Consider the following 15,342-nt stretch of genomic DNA (forward strand, 5'->3'; position numbering starts at 1 on the left):
AGACACCCGGAGGGCAGCACCTTGAGCGAGGCGCACGACATCGTCAAGGCCCACTACGCGGCCGCGGAACGCGGCGACCTGGACGGCATGGTCGAGAAGTTCGCCGACACCGTGGCGTGGACCGAGATGGCCGGGTTCCCCTACGCGGGCACCTACGTCGGGACGGACGCCATCAAGGCCGGAGTGTTCGGCCGGCTGGTCGCGGACTGGAAGGGCTTCCGCGCCGCCCCCGACGAGCTGATCGACGGCGGCGACGGGACCGTCGTGGCGCTCGGCCACTACGAGGGCACCTACCGCGCGACCGGCAAGGGGATGCGCGTCCGCTTCGTCCACGTGTGGCGGGTGCAGGACGGGCTGGTCACCGGCTTCGAGCAGTTCACCGACACCCACCTTTTCCGCGAGGCCATGGCGTGAGCACCCCCGTCCGGGCCCGGACGGGGGCGCCCCTGGACCGCAGAAGCCCGACCCGGGGAGCAACCGTCCCCGACCGGTTCGAGCACCGCCGGCCTGCCACAGACGCCCCTGCCGCCCCCCTCCGGACCCGTGACCTGCCCACCGCCCACACAGACGGCCGGATCCCCCTGATCCCGCCGCTTCGCGATCGCCCCCACGAACCAGGTACGCTTTCCCGGCAACGCGGGCGCGTAGCTCAGGGGTAGAGCACTCGCCTTACAAGCGAGTGGCCGCAGGTTCGAAACCTGCCGCGCCCACCAGCCAGAAGACCCCGTTTCCAAGATCGGGAACGGGGTCTCGTGCCATTAGCCCACGATCGCGAGCGCTCCGGCCGCCCATCATCGTCATCCGGGTCGGCTTTGTTGATCTTGTCGTCCATCGCTCCGGTGCTGGTAGATCAGGGTGGCGCGCACACTGTCATGGCCCATGCGCTCCATGAGGTCGCGCAGCGTCGCCCCGGACTCGGCCGCGAACGTGTTGCCCGTGTGCCGGAGGTCGTGAAAGTGCAGTTCAGGCACGCCCAGCTTGGCCACCGCCTCACCCACTTGGACGCGCGCCGGAAGTTCGCCCGCCGCAGAACGCCGCCGCGCTTGCCAGTAAAGATCAGCGCTTCGGGTTCGGGGCCGGTGAGGTTGCCGAGATGCCGCCGCAGCTCCGGGATGATCGCTTGGGGGAGTGCCACCGTCCGCAGCCCCGCCCGCGACTTCGGCGGTCCGATGACCAGCTCACCCGTGTCCAACTCGACTTGCGCTTGCCGGACGGTGACCGTCCCGGCGTTGACATCAAGGGGCGGCGGCGCTTGGGCCGCTGCGCGGCCCCGCGCCAGGCCGCCCGGAGCGTGCGGCGTGGGCGCCGGTCACCGGACGGCCGCGCCGGGCCGCGATCGTGCCACCGCCGCCCCCGTCCGTCAGCCGCCGGCGGTCACGGGGTCGCGCCGCCGCCCAAGGCTGGAGGCCATCCGTCCGGGCCGGAAGACTTCACCGGCATTAGGGACGCTGTTACTTGGCCTGGAATGGCACAGGGTTCCCCCGACCCGATGTAGCCAGGATGGCGGCGGTCGGAACCCGTCAAGGGCGCCCTTCGGGCGTCACTGCGTGATGGCTACGCCACCCTTGACCGAACCCGTCCGCCGCTAGGTACAGGTCTCGACGGGTCGGGGGAAGGAAGGTGGGGGAAGAACAGCGGCTACGCCGCTACCCCAACCAGAGGATGTCGAGGATGCGCAGCGTCTCTGTCTGCTCGTCCACCAGGAGCGTGAGCATGCCTTCGCCGCCGGCACCGAAGAAGGCGTGCCGGACCGCTGTCTGATCTGCCCGCTCCGGTACCGCGTCCCATGGAGCTTCGAGGAGCTGGAGGAGGCGTTCGAGGAGCGGCCCATTGCGAACCTCCTCGGGGAGTCCGTTCAACTCGTACAGCGCACGGCCGTGGAAGCCGTCGAAGCGGTACGTCACACCTGGCCTTCCCAGCCCGGCGGGGTGTAGCGGACGAAGGTGTCTTCCCGGCCTTGCAGGGCGTCTTGCACAGCCTCTTCGTAGCCGGGACGGGCGTAGGCGATGGCCCGCAGGCGCCAGCGGCGCAGCAACGTCTGTACCTGCTTGAAGCGCGCCAGGTCGTGCGCGGCGTCGAGCGCCTCGTCGTACTCGGCCCGGAACTGGTCGCGATGCGACGGCGGGAGCGCATCGAAGATCGCAGCCGGGTCCTCTCCGGGATCCCGCGAAGCGGCCGGTTCCTCGGGCTGAGCGGTCATGATGCCAATCTACCCGTGTGCCGCACACGGGGACGGGACTCCCCCGTAGGACCAGGAGCAAGATCCGGAGTATGCGCGGAATGATCTTGTGTGCGGTGACGAGCTGCCGAGGAGTGTGCGCAGGTGGGCCGGGGCGCGGGGTCGCCGGAGAACCTCGGACTTCTAATCCGACGGTCGCGGGTTCGAATCCTGCCGGGCGCGCAACAGCCTGACCTGCGGTATTACCACTGCCAAGATCCCAAAATAATGTCCCGCTTCGCCCCCGTGTTCGCTCGATGTTCGCTCGGCAGTCGCGGACCTGTCGCCGCACCCCTCGCGCATCGCCGCGATCACCCGTCCACCGCCGCTCCGGACACAACCACCCAGCGGCCGCTGGAACGCCCCCGGCGCAGGCGGTGCCGGCCTCTACCCGCCGCCTGCCCCTGCCCCACCGCACGAGCGTTGGTGTCCGCCCCCAGAACGGCTCGGGGGGCGGACACCAACGTCAAGAACCCGATGGTCAACACATGCCGGTCACCGGCGTGACGCCTCCGGCAAGTGGACGACACGGCCGGGTGCTGCCGTTCGGTCGGGTTGGGTGCGGGCGTTGAGGATGACGGCGGCGGCCTCGGCAGATTGGCGGACCAGGTCGGGCAGGACACTGGTGTAGGTGTCGGAGGCGATGGTGATCGACGACAACCCCAGCGTCGGGTCTGTCCAGGAGCGACAGAGCCGAAAACCGTACAGTCCCTGATTGGCTTCGGGGGACAGCTTGGCGATCTCCTGCGCGGCAAGAGGGCCCGGCGCTGTAGCTGTGTGACAGGCGTTTGCGAGGGTGAAATCGAGATCCGGTCGGTGGCGCTCGAGTCCGCCGAGTTCGCCGTGCTGAGTCCGGAACGCGAGGACCACCTGCGGACGCAGATCGCGCACCGATTAGGTTTCCGCGCCGCGCCCGTCTGTACGTGTGAGATCGACTCACAGGAGGCTGGCACGATGCGGAAACTGACCTACGGCATGAATTTGAGCCTGGACGGCTTCATCGCCGCGCCCGGCGACGACCTCGGCTGGAGCGCGCCGAGCGACGAGCTGTTCCAGTGGTGGTCCGACCGGGTGGCAGCGACCGGCCTGGCGCTGTACGGGCGCAGATTGTGGGAGACGATGAGCCCCCACTGGCCGACCGCCGACCAGCAGCCCGGCGCCACACCGGCACAGATCGAGTTCGCCGGCCGCTGGCGGGACATGCCGAAGGTGGTGTTCTCCTCCACGATCGACAAGGTCGACTGGAACACCCGCCTGGTCACCGGCGACGCGGTCACCGAGATCACCCGGCTCAAGGCCGAGGACGGCGGCCCCATGGACATTTCCGGTGCCGCACTCGCCGCGGCGCCCATGCGGGCCGGGCTGATCGACGAGTACGCGATCGTCACCCACCCGGTCCTGGTGGGCGGCGGCACGCCGTTCTTCACCACGCTGGACAGCTGGGTGAGCCTGAGCCTGGTCGAGACGCGGACATTTCCCGGCGGCGTGGTGCTGACCCGATACGAGACGAGGCGATGAGCACGGGCCGAATGCTCGGCTCGTAAGGCCGGGTCGAAGTCCTTCCCGGCGTGCTCACCGTGGCCCTCGGCTATGAGGGAACCCTTCCCCGGGCCCTTCCGTGCGTTCCGAGGAGAGCTGTTGACCGACTCGCTGAAGATGAGGACGACGGCGATCGTTGATCGTGACGGCGTTCTTCGGGCGTGAAGACGCCCCGCCGGCAACGCCGGCGGGGCGGTGGTGTTCGCCCTGCCGCGTTGCTGTTCAGCTGGTCGCGGTGCTCGTTCCGCGGTGACTTCGATGACGCCGGCCCGTGCGCTGGACTCGTCGGCGGTGGGGACTCGTCTGATCACAGCGTCGCGGGCAGGCTCAGCCATGGTTTGTCGGTGGCGTCGAATCCGGTGAGCTCGGCGATCTTCCCGTCGACGATGTGCAGGACCGCGATGTTCAGCAAACGGTATTCCGTGTCGCCGGGGGCGCGGAGGTACAGCACGGCGGCAGGCATGCGGTTGACCGTCGTGGCGATGCAGCGCCAGTCGTCGTGGCCGCGCTGGAAGAGCCCGCCGGAGACCCAGCCGTCCACCGCGTCCCTGGCCGTGACGGTCAAGGTGTCCGGCTCGGGCAGCATCGCGAAGCGCAGGTCGTCGCGCAGCAGGGCCGTCAGCCCGTCGAGGTCGTTGCGCTCGTGGGCGTCGATGTACGACTTCACCACGCCGCGCTCGTCATTCGACAGCTCGTGCGTGGCGGGGCTCCGCCAGTCGAGGCGGCGGTCGGGCAGCTGTTCGCGCATCGTCACGCGCGCCCGCTGCAGTGCGCTGGTCACCGATGCGACGGTCAGTTCGAGGGCACCGGCGGCCTTCGACGCCGGCCAGCCGAGGACGTCGCGCAGGATGAACACCGCCCGCTGCCGCGGCGGCAGGTGCTGGACGGCGACGATGAACGCCAGCTCGATCGTCTCCCGCGCCACCACCGATTCCTGCGGGTCCTCCGGGAGCATCCGGTCCGGGTAGGGCTGCAGGTAGCGCACTTCCGAGCCCGCGTCCGGCAGCTCGGCAGGCACGGGTGTGCGGTCGTTGCGCTTGTCCAGGAAGTCGAGGCAGGCGTTCGTCGCGATCCGGTACAGCCAGGTCCGCAGCGCGGCGTGGCCCTTGAACGACTCCCGCTTGTTCCACGCCCGCAGGAACGTCTCCTGCGTCATGTCCTGAGCGTCCTCGTAGTTCGCGAGCATCCGGTAGCAGTGCACCTGCAGCTCACGCCGGTAGCGCTCCGTGATGAGCGCGAACTGTACCGTGTCATTCGAGCGGGCAGCCGCGATGAACGCGGCCTTGTCGGCGCCCAGCAGCCTTGCGTCGGTCATGGTCGTCAATCCTTCCGCGGTTGGCGAGGGGCTACCAGAACTGACGACGTGGCGAAGGACTACTGATCGGTGAAGCAGCTGGCACCGGGCCGTTCGGAGCGAAGTCGCGACCGCCACCGCAGCCCGGGAACTGAAAGAGGAGCCGGCTGGTCGTCGATCCCTCCGATCTGAAGGCTGCGGGCATCATCCATGGCGGGTGGGGAGTGGAGGCGCCCAACGGCTTCCTCAGCGTCGTGTTCGTCGCCCACCGCTGGGAAGGCGACCCGGTGAACGCCGAGCCGAACAAGCACTCCCAGGTGGCCTGGCACCCGGTCGACAAAGTACCGGTGGAGTTCGTGTCGACAACCGGGGCAGCACTGTTGAACTACCTGCGCGGCGGTCCGATGGTGACCGCAGAGGGCTTCTGACCGGCACAGGCCTGGTCTCCTCCGGCACCTGGCCATGTGCAGATTCCGCGTATGACTGTCTACCAAGGCGGTCAGTGAGCTGGTGTTCCACATTTCGTGTCCAGGCCGTGGAGGCGGGGGATTCCGCAGATCTTGGCAAATCGGGTGCACTTGCGCCTGGCTGCTGTGTCATGGATCGAGCAGGGCTCCGGAGTCTCCTGGGGCCGCCCTGCGGCTTTGCCCGCGCAACCCCCTGAGCGAGGCGGCGCCCTCAGCCGGATCGCGGAACATCAGGCCGTTGCACGCCGCCTCAAAATGGATCTTGCGAGTCGCCGTCAGGCACTTGGCGGTCAGGGCCCGTTCGAGTGGTTCGGACGATGACACGGGCGTGCTGCTTTTCGGCAATGAGAAGCCCTTCGCCTCGGGGCGTGGTCCCGGCCGGGTGAACCTCGATCCAGATGTCGCCGCCGGAGCGGCTCTCTTGTTCCCATCGGTGTATCCGGCTGGCGAGGCCGGCCGCGACCTGGTCGCCGAACGGCCCGTAGGAACAGACACCCAGTTTGAAGACGCGCCGCCCACCGGGACCCGCAGGCGCGGGCTGCATGGTCAAGTAGCCGATCGTGTCGGCTGCGGTTTCGCCGACGTGCAGGCCGTGCGTCTTGGCGTTCAGCAGCGCGTTGCTGCGCCGGTCGACTCTGTGGCGATCGGCGTACAGGCCGGAGACTTGCGCTGGGTCGGTGAACGGTGAAGCGCCCGGGTCGGATGGAGGCTCGTTTCCCTGGATCGAGTCATGGCACGTCCGTCCCCTATCCCCCTGAGCTGCGCAGGCGCGCGGTCCGCATGGTGGCCGAGGTCCGCCCGGACTACCCCAGTGAGTGGTCGGCGATGAAGGCCGTCGCAGCCGAGCTGGGAGTCACCTCGACCGAGACGGTGCGCAGCTGGGTGCGTCGGACCGAGGTCGACGCCGGCGCCCGGCCGGGGACCACGACCGAGGAACGAGCGGAGCTCAAGCGGCTCAAGCGGGAGAACGCCGAGCCGCGGCGGGCGAACGAGATCCTCAAGGCAGCTGCGGGTTTCGTCGCGGCCGAGCTCGACCGGCCACACAGGTACTGATCGCGTTCATCGACGCGTTCCGCAAGGTGTTCGGGGTCGAGCCGATCTGCCGGGTGCTGTCTGCGCACGGCACCAAGATCGCACCGTCCACCTACTACGCCGCCAAGCCACGTCCGGCCTCGGCCCGAGCCGAGCGGGACGCATGGCTCAAGACCGAGATCACCCGCATCTACACCGACAACTACCGGGTGTACGGCGCCCGCAAGATCTGGCGGCAGCTTCAGCGCGAGGGCCATGTCGTGTCGCGCTGCACGGTCGAGCGATTGATGCGCGAGCGGGGCCTGCACGGTGCCCGCCGCGGCCGCAGGGTCCGCACCACCATCCGTGACGACGGGCATGAGCGGGCCACCGACCTGCTGCGCCGCGACTTCACCGCCGGCAGCCCGAACCGCCGCTGGGTCGCCGACTTCACCCACGTGACCACCTGGGCCGGCGTGATCTACATCGCGTTCGTGGTCGACATCTTCACCGAACAGCCCGCCGCAGTGCTCGCCCGGATGCTCGGCATCCACATCGCCGTCGCCTGGCAACGCGCCTGCGCCGGAGACTGGACCAGCAGCGCAGAACACTGAGAGGACACGATGACCGACACCTCCTGGTTGGGAACGCCCATCGACGTCCGGCCCGTGCTCGCCGAGCAACAGGTCGCGTTCATCGACCTGCTGCGCCGACTCGACGCCGACGAGTGGGCCAAGCCGACGATCTGCCCCGGATGGAGCGTCAAAGATGTCGCCGCGCATGTGCTCGGCGACCACATCGGACGCCTGTCCATGCACCGCGACGGCTTCCACGTACTGCATCCGCAAGACGGCGAAGCGTTCTCCGCCTTCCTCGACCGGATCAACGCCGAGTGGGTGACCGCGGCCCGTCGCATCAGCCCGCCGATGCTCATCGAGCTCCTGTCGACCATCGGGAACCAGATCGTGGAGTTCTGGCAGACCGTCAACCTGGACGAACTCGGTGGACCGGTGCGCTGGGCCGGCCACGGCCCACATCCCTACTGGCTGGACGTCGCCCGTGAATACACCGAGTACTGGACCCACCAGCAGCAGATCTGCGACGCCACCGGCCGGAGCGGACTCACCGCCCCGCACTACCTTGGCCCCGTCATCGACACCTTCATGCGGGGCCTGCCGCACACCCTGCGCGATGTGACCGCCCCGCAAGGCGCCACCCTCCAGATGAGCGTGACCGGACCCGGCGGCGGAGACTGGACCTGCACCCGCGGACCCGACCGCTGGCGGCTGCACCATCAACCGCACCCCCAGCCCACCGCGCGACTCGAACTCGACGCCGACACCACCTGGCGTCTGTGCACCCGCGGCATCACCCCCGAGCACGCGGCCGAGCACTCCCGCATCGACGGCGACCAACACATCGCAACAGCGGCACTCCAGATCGTGTCGATCATCTGGTCGCCACCAAACCAGAGGCATTCGGAGAGTTCTGACATCTGAGTCCGCCACAGCACGTCGGCCCCGCCCGGTTCACGGGCGGCACGATCGACTTCATCGAAACGACTGGACGGAACCCTGCGGGCCTGCCGGACGGCCTGGCTGATCACCTGTCGTAAAACGATCTTGGGTTCAAGGGGTCAGTGCATCACCGAAAATGATCTTGATCGTTTCGGAGGTGCGAGTGCGGGACTACGGGTTCTCGACGGCTCGGCAGGAGGAGCTGTGGAGTCGTTGGCGTAGGTGTGACCGGCAGAGCCATCGCCCGCGGGCTGGGCCGTCCGGCCTCGACGGTGTCCCGGGAGATCGCGCGTGACGGCGGCCGTGAGGCCTACCGCGCCGGCACAGCCGATGCAGCCGCCGGGCAACGAGGCCGTCGCCCCAAGAAGGCGAAGCTGGCAGAGCGCCCGGATCTGCGATTCATGGTCGAAGAACTGCTTGCACGACGCTGGTCACCACAGCAGATCAGCGGCCGACTGCGCCTGGACTCGCCCGACGACCCCACCATGTGGATCTCCCACGAGACCATCTACCTGGCGTTGTTCGACCCCAGACGCCGCGCCATCAACCGCCAGTTGTCCCGTCAACTGCGCACCGGCCGCCTGATGCGTCTCCCGCGTAAGGCCCGCCAGCCCAGCGGCCGCGGCCGCATCCGCGACATGCTGCCGATCAGCCAACGTCCCGCCGAGGCCGACGACCGCAAGACCGGTGGCCACTGGGAAGGCGATCTGGTGATGGGAACCCGGCCCTCAGCCATTGCCACGCTGGTGGAACGCACCAGCCGCCTGGTCTGCCTCGTCGCGCTCCCCGACGGCATCAAAGCCCACCAAGTCCGGCCGCATCTCACCCGCGCCGCCCTGCAGATCGAACCCCACCTGCGGCGAACGCTGACCTGAGACCGCGGCCGCGAGATGGCCGAACACGCCCGCTTCACCGCCGACACCGCCATGCCCGTCTACTTCTGCAAACGTCGCAGCCCCTGGCAGAGAGGGACCAACGAAAACACCAACGGCCTCCTGCGCCAGTACCTGCCCAAGAACCGCGACCTGCGCACATTCACCCAAGCAGACCTGGACGCCATCGCCGCCGACCTCAACCACCGGCCTCGCAGAATCCACGGCTACCGAACACCCAACGAGGTTTACGCTGACCTTTGCGGCCAGGTCGATCCATTGATCCACTGAGACCGCCATCGATTCTCAACACCCACCAGGTGTCGGCGCTCGCTCGAATCGGCCTGCCACACTGCGGGCATGAACGGAAACTTTCCCGACGACGAGGTCGCCGCGAACCGTGCCCTCTGGGACGCCCGCGCCCAGGCGCATGGCACGACCCCCAACGACATGCTCTACGACGTCGATTCGTTCCTGGCGGGTCGGCAGACGCTCTACGGGATCGAGCTGGAGCTGGCCGGTGATGTGACCGGCCAGGATGTGCTGCATCTGCAGTGCCACTTCGGCATGGACACACTCAACTGGGCCCGTCTGGGGGCCAGGGTCACCGGGGTCGATTTCTCATCGACGGCGATCGTCCGGGCACGCGAGCTGGCCAAGCTCGCCGGGCTGACCGCCGATTTCGTCGAGGCGGACACGCAGAACCTACCGTCCGGCCTGGCAAGCAGGTTCGACCTCGTGATCGCCACCTACGGGGTGCTGTGCTGGATCAGCGACCTTGACGCGTGGATGCGCGGTGCGGAGATGGCGCTGCGGCCAGGTGGAAGGCTGGTGCTGGTCGACCTGCACCCCGCCTACCAGACCCTCGCCAGCTACGAGCCGCTCGTGGCCGACTGGCCCTATGGCGGAGGAGAGCCCCAGCGTGAGGTCGTCACGAACACATATGCGGACCCGGACCTGCCGATGACCGCACAAGAGGTGGTCCAATACCCTCACTCGGTGGGCGAGATCGTGACAGCGGCCGCCGGATCGGGACTGATCATCGACCGGCTCGGCGAGCACACCGAGGCCGAATTCCCCGGAAGTCGCATCCTGCCCGAAGGACCGGACGGTACCCGTCGGTTCCCGTTCAGCGACACCTACCTCCCGATCCTCTACTCGCTCCGAGCGAGATCACCCCGAGCGGCCACTGCGTAGCCACGCGGAACGGTGCCCCGCCCACGCCGGCTGGAGGTCGAGCACACGGGCTTGGACGGCGTCCGCGCCGTCACCGTGTTCACCGACGCCGTGGCCCGCCTGGTCAACCATGAGGTCGACCACCTGTACGGGCCCATCTACGCCGCCCTATGCGCGAGAGCATCCGGCCGATCAGCGTCACCGAGTACAAGGGCACCAGCACCACCTGGACCTACCCTTCCTGACCTGCGGCCTCCCCCATCGAGACCGCCAACGGCGATAACACGCTGTGCCTGCCGAAAAGTACGTCCGCGCAGGTGAGAGCCGTAATGTCCGGCGGGTGGCGTCACAGGTCGGGAACCGTCACGACACTGCCCTCGCCCCGGGATGATGGGTGGTTGAGTTGTTGTGGCTGGCTTACTTGACCGCGGCGAACGCGTTCGTGGTGCTGCGTCTGCTTCCGGTGACCGATCGGGAGAAGGACGCTGAGATCTTGGTGCTGCGGTATCAGATTACGGTGCTGGAGCGCCAATTGGACGGGGCACGGGTGCGGTTCACCGGTCCGGACCAGGTGCTGCTTGTAGTCGAACCCGGTGGCGCGGCGCCGGTCAGGGCAGGCGCGCCAACCGCCGCCGTCGGGGATGCGGCCGAGATTCTTGACATCCACGTACACCAGTTCGACCGGGCCGGTCGCGTTCGTAGCGGCGGATGATCTGGCCGGTGGGCCGATCCGCTAGACGAGTGATTCCTAATGATCACGATGTGGTCGACCCGTCCCGGCATGCGAAGAGGGTGTCCAAGATCAATATGTGAAGACCGACCTGGACACCCTCGTGATCGCACTGCAGTCAAGATCGACGACGACGCCGCCGGAACCCTCCGGCTGCCCGGACGCCCGCCCCGGCTCAGCCATGCCGAGCTGATCTGCCTGGCGGTGATGCAGGCCATGCCCGGCCACACCTACGAAGCACGCTGGCTGCGGCACGTGCGCACCCACCTGGGGCATCTGTTCCCCTTCGTGCCGCAGCAACCCGGCTACAACAAGCGGCTGCGGGCCGGGCTGCCGCAGATCAAACGCACCATATGCACGCTGGCGGCCGACACCGACCTTTGGCACGACAGCGTGTGGATCACCGACTCCACCCCCGCGGAATGCGGACGCTCCCGGTCCACGGCGCAGCGCTCAGACCTGGCCGGATGGGCCGACTACGGCTACTGCCGCTCCCACTCCCGATCTTCTGGGGGCTGCGGCTGTATCTTGGCCATGACCGCCGCGATCTGGCACAACCACCGCACCGGCCAACCCATCACCCGATCACTGACCGCATACGACCATTAAGAATCACTCGTCTAGACTAGACCCGCAACTGCAGCCCGAAATGGGTCGGCAATTGCCCCAATCGCCCCAATAAATGAACTCGAGCTGCCAGTTTCCTTTACCCTGAGATTCGACAGTCTCCGTAGCACTGAGAAGCTGCCATGACACGGCCACAAAGAGCCTCAGATCACGCCGCGCAAACGAATCCGCCCCCAGCATGCTCACAGCAAGAGACCTGGGTCGAGACTGGAACTCAGTGACCAGTAGGTCGAAGAATCCGTCCCAAGACCCTCCAATTGAATCCGGATAGTCCAGGGCCCGCGCAACTGCCAGTGAAGCGTCACGCTCTGAACGCAGTTCACCGACCTCGACAGAGGTTACCTGAAAACCTCGCCCTTTCAAAATTTCCTCTACGTTCTCCCTATCCTGACTCTGAAGCAGGTACGGAGGACGGGAGACCCCTCTGATCATTTTGGAGATGGGATACCAACGCAAGTCTACTCTTCCCGCGATTGATTTTCATTCACCGAAGTCGGAGAAAGTTATCATAATGACTGGAGGTATATTGAACTTCTCCGTTCCTCCCAAATACTAGACGCTCAGTCCCGCGACCTCCGGTCCCTATGCCAGAAGGCCTACGTCACTCTCAGTATAGTATCCGAGAGGTCGAGTCGGAAGCCGTCCATTGCCGTTCCCGTATTCTCCAACTGGGCGACCACTCCTCCTTCCTTGATGAGTCATCGCAGGCGGCCTGCCATTCATGTCGTAGAAATCGACTACTTCACGAATCCGCTGCTCAAGACCTGCCTTGCTTTGACCGAAAACGCCGCCCGTACTCGATCCGGTTCAGCACACCGCCGCGGACATACGGCGTCTCGTCCTCGGGCTTGAGGTTGCCGGGCTCGGCGGCCTTGAAGACCGTCCCGCCCGCCGCCTGATCCACCATCCGAAGACCACCGGCCTTGTCGGCCTCGACCTTCATCCGGTCGGCTTTCAAGCCCATCTGAACCGTGGCCAGCTTCGGGTCCCGTGCAGCCGCGGGGGTCTTGACAACCAGAACGTGACTGAACCCACTGGGCTTGGCCCGCACTACCAAGTCCACGTCCTGGAAAACATTCTGATAGGTCGCTGATTCACCGTCCACGACCGGCGCCGGCAGTGGGCCATGCGGCCAGGCCAGGGACATGGTGCGCCCGGCTCGGCTCATCGTCACCAACGGGCCGCCGCCTCCAGCGGAAAACGCCAAACCGACGGTTGTCGCACCTGGAGCGAGCAGGCCATCGGCGCGACGCCGCAGCTTGGTATCGATCGGCACCCACTTCCCGTCACGCAGGGTGCGGACAGGTCGGGCGCTCACCGTCGCTTCCAAGCGGCCATCCGGCAGCGCACGCACCTCGCGTTGCGGGCCGGTCATCGAGGTGACGGTGACGGGTCGCTTGGTCTTCAGCGCAGCCATCACCGCCTCATGCTGAGAGGGCGCTGCCTGCGGCGCCTCCTTCACCTGAGCCTCGGAAAGGGGGGCGGCGACTCCAGGAAACGGCACCAGGGACAACGGCAGCGACAGAGCGAGCGCCGTAGCCGCACCGGCTACAGTGAACGGCCGACTTCGCACGTGATGTGACCTGGACTTTTGCGCCCGAAAACGACCCCAAAAGGCCACAGAAGTCTCCCGCCCACATAAAGCCCCAATAAAGTCGCTTTAACGTAACGTGACCGATCGCGGCACGGAAGAGCCAGAACGATCAACAAATTATGATCAACATCACTCGTCCTTCGGCAACCCGACCTTGTGACCTGCACGTCTGTGCCGAGTCGCTCACGCCGACGATCACTGGCCGCCACCGAGAGTGACAACTACCCTTCAAGTAACTGACCTGCGAGAACATCTCTCGCCGTCGTCGCGCCGGTTGCAGCCAGATGCCATCGAACGCAGCCGCGCGGCAGTGCTCCCGGAATATAAGCGGAATGACTCGGTCCGCGTTTCCGCAGGTCATACGCGCGCCGGGTCGCCCGGAGTGTGCGGTGGGGGCGCCGGTCGCCGGGCGGCCGCGCATCGCGACACCTCCGCACCGGCCGCCGTCCGCCGGCGGTCACGGGATCCGCTCCGCTGCCCGACATCATGGGCGCATGAGCACATGGGTCTACATACGAGGCTGGCTGGAGTTCTACGGGCAGAAGGCCGAAGCAGAGCACATCATCCACCGCGGAGAGCCTGCAGGATGGGCCTTCCCAGAAGGCGGCTGGCTCGACGCGGCCTGCTATGCCCGAGCCGTTCGCTCCCAGTACTCCGATGACGTCCTCGATCAGATCCGAGAGATCGCCGCCCTCCCCGCCACCGACGAGGACAACGACCGCGTATGTGGGCTCTTCCTCGTCCTCCACGAGGAGGGGCACCAGACCGAATGGCAGATCAGAGACGGGAAGGTTCAGGTTGGCCAGGCACCGGCCCGCTATGACTACCTCTGGCAGTAGCGGATCGGCCTGGAAGGTGGGGGAAGAACAGCGGCTACGCCGCTGGTACAGCGCGCGGCCGTGGAAGCCGTCGAAGCCCCGCATGCGCCAGCGGCGTGGCAACGTCTCATCTGCTTGAAGCGCGCCAGGTCGTGAGCGGCCTCGTAACCGCTATCGCCTCACTCTTGAGCGGACGGTGCCTGCACACCGGCGGAGCCGAGCCGGTAGAAGTCGTCGATGGGGACGCGTGCCTGATCGAACAAGGCCGGCCCGTCCTGCGGCACTGTCGGCCAGGTCCCTGACGGGTTGAGTTCGATGAGCTGCTCGGTGGCGAGGGCGTAGACGACCCGGCCGAGCCCCGAGCGGGCGATGCCGCCGGTGCACATGCCGCAGGGCTGGCAGCTGGTGTACATGGTGGTGCCCGCCGCGGTGCGCGAGTCGAGCTCGCGGGCCGCCCAGCGGGCCAGCTTCAGTTCCGGGTGGGCGCTGATGTCGTTGTCGCGTTGCACCGTGTTGTGCGCCTCGACGAGGACCGTCTCGTCCGGGCCCACCAGGAGGGAGCCGTACGGCGCGTCGCCCGAGGTGACGGCGTGGGCCGCGATGGCTATCGCACGCCGCAGGAATTCTTCGTCGGCAGGGGTGATCATGACCTTGTTCTCCAGTGTGTGGCCACGGCGGTGAGCGCCTTCCATGCCTCCATGGGCCGGCGTGTTTCTTCCGGATCACCGCTGAAGGGGTCGAGCACGACGGTCTCGGCACCCAGCGAGCGAAGCTGGTCGAGGTCGTCGAGGACCTGGTCGATGGTGCCGACACCGGCGAGCCGCCCACCGTCTTCGACGGGCTTGGCGGTCAGTTGCAGCACGATGCGGGGCACGAACGCGGGCGGCGAGTGTTCCGCCAGGGCCGAGCGAAGCCACGGAAGGGTCCTCCGCAGCGGATGCCAGGGGTGGCCGAAGCGGATGGCCCGCCGGATCGCCACGGCGCTGTTCCCGCCGACCCAGATGGGCACCTCGGGCTCGTCTTCCCCGCTGCCCGCAGGCCAGGCGTCGCTCAGGACCGTCAGGTATTCGTCCATGAGCCTGCCGCGCTCGGCGAACGGCACGTCGAGCGCCTCGAACTCCTGGCGTGCCCAGCCGACGCCCACGCCGAGCACGAGCCTGCCGCCGCTCAGTTGGTTCAGGTTGCCGGCCATGCGCGCCACCAGAAGCGGATGCCGGTAGGGCAATATCAGCACGGTCGTGCCCAACCGCACCCTGGTGGTGATGCCGGCCATCCAGGACAGCGTGGTGAACGGCTCGTAGAACGGCTCCGGGTACTGCTCGGCCACGTCCGGGGTGATGGCCACGTGGTCCGACACCATGAGGAGGTCGAATCCGAGCCCCTCCACGACCCCGGCCCACTCGCGCAGGACGCCGGGATCGGTTCCAGGCCCGAAGTTCGGTACGTTGACGCCGAGTTGCATAACGTGAGGCTATCCCG

At 67.3% G+C, this 15,342-nt stretch carries 21 protein-coding genes, 2 tRNA genes, 1 pseudogene and 1 other annotated feature; of the genes and pseudogenes, 15 read left to right on the plus strand and 9 right to left on the minus strand.

All coding sequences use genetic code 11. The features are described from left to right. Positions 1 to 21: 21 nt before the first annotated feature. Together AB0H37_RS05025 and AB0H37_RS05030 are read left to right on the plus strand one after the other, a co-directional pair. On the plus strand, positions 22 to 414 hold the full coding sequence (locus AB0H37_RS05025) for a nuclear transport factor 2 family protein (protein WP_360611459.1): 393 nt from the start codon (positions 22 to 24) through the stop codon (positions 412 to 414). A 224-nt stretch (positions 415 to 638) separates the two neighbouring features. Next, positions 639 to 713, plus strand: a tRNA-Val gene (locus AB0H37_RS05030). A gap of 84 nt (positions 714 to 797) precedes the next feature. Here the strand turns inward: AB0H37_RS05030 and AB0H37_RS05035 are convergent. From AB0H37_RS05035 to AB0H37_RS05045, 3 genes are all read right to left on the minus strand, one after another. Next, positions 798 to 986 carry a tyrosine-type recombinase/integrase gene (locus AB0H37_RS05035; RefSeq protein ID WP_360611461.1) on the minus strand — a complete coding sequence of 63 codons (189 nt, stop codon included), beginning with the start codon at positions 984 to 986 and terminating at the stop codon, positions 798 to 800. A 660-nt stretch (positions 987 to 1,646) separates the two neighbouring features. Continuing rightward, positions 1,647 to 1,904: a hypothetical protein gene (locus AB0H37_RS05040; RefSeq protein ID WP_360611462.1), complete on the minus strand. Its 258-nt coding sequence runs from the start codon at positions 1,902 to 1,904 to the stop codon at positions 1,647 to 1,649. Then, the gene (locus AB0H37_RS05045) at positions 1,901 to 2,200 is read right to left on the minus strand and encodes a DUF6247 family protein (protein ID WP_360353022.1); all 300 of its coding nucleotides are present in this window, start codon (positions 2,198 to 2,200) and stop codon (positions 1,901 to 1,903) included. Before AB0H37_RS05045 ends, AB0H37_RS05040 begins: the two co-directional genes overlap by 4 nt. Positions 2,201 to 2,335: 135 nt before the next feature. Here AB0H37_RS05045 and AB0H37_RS05050 point away from each other — a divergent pair. Continuing rightward, positions 2,336 to 2,401: transfer RNA gene (locus tag AB0H37_RS05050), tRNA-Arg, on the plus strand. 312 nt (positions 2,402 to 2,713) lie between these two features. On the opposite strand, the gene AB0H37_RS05055 is transcribed toward AB0H37_RS05050, so the two are convergent. After that, positions 2,714 to 3,109 carry a hypothetical protein gene (locus AB0H37_RS05055; protein ID WP_360611464.1) on the minus strand — a complete coding sequence of 132 codons (396 nt, stop codon included), beginning with the start codon at positions 3,107 to 3,109 and terminating at the stop codon, positions 2,714 to 2,716. Between the two features lie 63 nt (positions 3,110 to 3,172). Here AB0H37_RS05055 and AB0H37_RS05060 point away from each other — a divergent pair, with 63 nt between their 5' ends. Beyond that, the gene (locus AB0H37_RS05060; RefSeq protein ID WP_360611466.1) at positions 3,173 to 3,736 is read left to right on the plus strand and encodes a dihydrofolate reductase family protein; all 564 of its coding nucleotides are present in this window, start codon (positions 3,173 to 3,175) and stop codon (positions 3,734 to 3,736) included. A gap of 328 nt (positions 3,737 to 4,064) precedes the next feature. Here AB0H37_RS05060 and AB0H37_RS05065 read toward each other — a convergent pair whose 3' ends face one another. Further along, positions 4,065 to 5,072 carry an RNA polymerase subunit sigma-70 gene (locus AB0H37_RS05065; protein ID WP_360611467.1) on the minus strand — a complete coding sequence of 336 codons (1,008 nt, stop codon included), beginning with the start codon at positions 5,070 to 5,072 and terminating at the stop codon, positions 4,065 to 4,067. A 203-nt stretch (positions 5,073 to 5,275) separates the two neighbouring features. Between AB0H37_RS05065 and AB0H37_RS05070 the strand changes: the two genes are divergently transcribed. The 10 genes and pseudogenes from AB0H37_RS05070 (at position 5,276) to AB0H37_RS05115 (ending at position 11,433) form a co-directional block, all read left to right on the plus strand. Next, positions 5,276 to 5,479, plus strand: a complete 204-nt coding sequence (locus AB0H37_RS05070; RefSeq protein WP_360611469.1) for a hypothetical protein — start codon at positions 5,276 to 5,278, stop codon at positions 5,477 to 5,479. Between the two features lie 367 nt (positions 5,480 to 5,846). Then, a complete protein-coding gene (locus AB0H37_RS05075; RefSeq protein WP_360611471.1) occupies positions 5,847 to 6,206 on the plus strand; it encodes a hypothetical protein in 360 nt (119 codons plus the stop codon). 14 nt (positions 6,207 to 6,220) lie between these two features. Next, positions 6,221 to 6,571 (plus strand): hypothetical protein, encoded by a 351-nt coding sequence (locus AB0H37_RS05080; protein ID WP_360611473.1) that lies wholly within the window; start codon positions 6,221 to 6,223, stop codon positions 6,569 to 6,571. Further along, positions 6,526 to 6,657 (plus strand) — a sequence feature (AL1L pseudoknot). It overlaps the preceding gene by 46 nt. Beyond that, positions 6,625 to 7,143, plus strand: coding sequence for an IS3 family transposase (locus tag AB0H37_RS05085; RefSeq protein ID WP_360611475.1), 519 nt, complete (start codon positions 6,625 to 6,627; stop codon positions 7,141 to 7,143). (Overlaps the previous feature by 33 nt.) Positions 7,144 to 7,152: 9 nt before the next feature. Beyond that, positions 7,153 to 8,028 (plus strand): maleylpyruvate isomerase family mycothiol-dependent enzyme, encoded by an 876-nt coding sequence (locus tag AB0H37_RS05090; protein ID WP_360611477.1) that lies wholly within the window; start codon positions 7,153 to 7,155, stop codon positions 8,026 to 8,028. 290 nt (positions 8,029 to 8,318) lie between these two features. Continuing rightward, a pseudogene (locus tag AB0H37_RS05095) lies at positions 8,319 to 9,209 on the plus strand (IS30 family transposase). Positions 9,210 to 9,278: 69 nt separating this feature from the next. Next, positions 9,279 to 10,115, plus strand: coding sequence for a methyltransferase (locus AB0H37_RS05100; protein WP_360611479.1), 837 nt, complete (start codon positions 9,279 to 9,281; stop codon positions 10,113 to 10,115). A gap of 12 nt (positions 10,116 to 10,127) precedes the next feature. After that, the gene (locus AB0H37_RS05105; protein WP_360611481.1) at positions 10,128 to 10,415 is read left to right on the plus strand and encodes a peptide deformylase; all 288 of its coding nucleotides are present in this window, start codon (positions 10,128 to 10,130) and stop codon (positions 10,413 to 10,415) included. Between the two features lie 73 nt (positions 10,416 to 10,488). Continuing rightward, positions 10,489 to 10,806, plus strand: coding sequence for a hypothetical protein (locus AB0H37_RS05110; protein WP_360611626.1), 318 nt, complete (start codon positions 10,489 to 10,491; stop codon positions 10,804 to 10,806). Positions 10,807 to 10,845: 39 nt separating this feature from the next. After that, entirely contained in the window at positions 10,846 to 11,433 is a 588-nt protein-coding gene (locus AB0H37_RS05115) for a hypothetical protein (protein ID WP_360611483.1), read from the plus strand. Positions 11,434 to 11,935: 502 nt separating this feature from the next. On the opposite strand, the gene AB0H37_RS05120 is transcribed toward AB0H37_RS05115, so the two are convergent. Together AB0H37_RS05120 and AB0H37_RS05125 are read right to left on the minus strand one after the other, a co-directional pair. After that, positions 11,936 to 12,037 carry a ribonuclease domain-containing protein gene (locus AB0H37_RS05120; protein WP_360611620.1) on the minus strand — a complete coding sequence of 34 codons (102 nt, stop codon included), beginning with the start codon at positions 12,035 to 12,037 and terminating at the stop codon, positions 11,936 to 11,938. 171 nt (positions 12,038 to 12,208) lie between these two features. Then, entirely contained in the window at positions 12,209 to 12,871 is a 663-nt protein-coding gene (locus tag AB0H37_RS05125; RefSeq protein ID WP_360611484.1) for a hypothetical protein, read from the minus strand. Between the two features lie 668 nt (positions 12,872 to 13,539). Between AB0H37_RS05125 and AB0H37_RS05130 the strand changes: the two genes are divergently transcribed. Beyond that, entirely contained in the window at positions 13,540 to 13,884 is a 345-nt protein-coding gene (locus AB0H37_RS05130) for a hypothetical protein (protein WP_360611486.1), read from the plus strand. A 158-nt stretch (positions 13,885 to 14,042) separates the two neighbouring features. On the opposite strand, the gene AB0H37_RS05135 is transcribed toward AB0H37_RS05130, so the two are convergent. Together AB0H37_RS05135 and AB0H37_RS05140 are read right to left on the minus strand one after the other, a co-directional pair. Next, positions 14,043 to 14,510 carry a nucleoside deaminase gene (locus tag AB0H37_RS05135; protein ID WP_329087028.1) on the minus strand — a complete coding sequence of 156 codons (468 nt, stop codon included), beginning with the start codon at positions 14,508 to 14,510 and terminating at the stop codon, positions 14,043 to 14,045. Then, entirely contained in the window at positions 14,507 to 15,325 is an 819-nt protein-coding gene (locus AB0H37_RS05140) for an LLM class flavin-dependent oxidoreductase (protein ID WP_329087026.1), read from the minus strand. Before AB0H37_RS05140 ends, AB0H37_RS05135 begins: the two co-directional genes overlap by 4 nt. Positions 15,326 to 15,342: the final 17 nt, after the last annotated feature.

Origin of the sequence: Actinomadura sp. NPDC023710 (assembly GCF_040639875.1) — a bacterium.
GTDB lineage: Bacteria > Actinomycetota > Actinomycetes > Streptosporangiales > Streptosporangiaceae > Spirillospora > Spirillospora citrea.

Excerpts from the sequence above, each read along its gene's own strand:
- AB0H37_RS05065 (WP_360611467.1), bottom strand. The coding sequence starts at position 5,072 with ATGACCGACGCAAGGCTGCTGGGCGCCGACAAGGCCGCGTTCATCGCG.
- AB0H37_RS05140 (WP_329087026.1), bottom strand. The coding sequence starts at position 15,325 with ATGCAACTCGGCGTCAACGTACCGAACTTCGGGCCTGGAACCGATCCC.
- AB0H37_RS05060 (WP_360611466.1), top strand. The coding sequence starts at position 3,173 with ATGCGGAAACTGACCTACGGCATGAATTTGAGCCTGGACGGCTTCATC.
- AB0H37_RS05045 (WP_360353022.1), bottom strand. The coding sequence starts at position 2,200 with ATGACCGCTCAGCCCGAGGAACCGGCCGCTTCGCGGGATCCCGGAGAG.
- AB0H37_RS05090 (WP_360611477.1), top strand. The coding sequence starts at position 7,153 with ATGACCGACACCTCCTGGTTGGGAACGCCCATCGACGTCCGGCCCGTG.
- AB0H37_RS05100 (WP_360611479.1), top strand. The coding sequence starts at position 9,279 with ATGAACGGAAACTTTCCCGACGACGAGGTCGCCGCGAACCGTGCCCTC.
- AB0H37_RS05135 (WP_329087028.1), bottom strand. The coding sequence starts at position 14,510 with ATGATCACCCCTGCCGACGAAGAATTCCTGCGGCGTGCGATAGCCATC.
- AB0H37_RS05115 (WP_360611483.1), top strand. The coding sequence starts at position 10,846 with ATGATCACGATGTGGTCGACCCGTCCCGGCATGCGAAGAGGGTGTCCA.
- AB0H37_RS05130 (WP_360611486.1), top strand. The coding sequence starts at position 13,540 with ATGAGCACATGGGTCTACATACGAGGCTGGCTGGAGTTCTACGGGCAG.
- AB0H37_RS05080 (WP_360611473.1), top strand. The coding sequence starts at position 6,221 with ATGGAGGCTCGTTTCCCTGGATCGAGTCATGGCACGTCCGTCCCCTAT.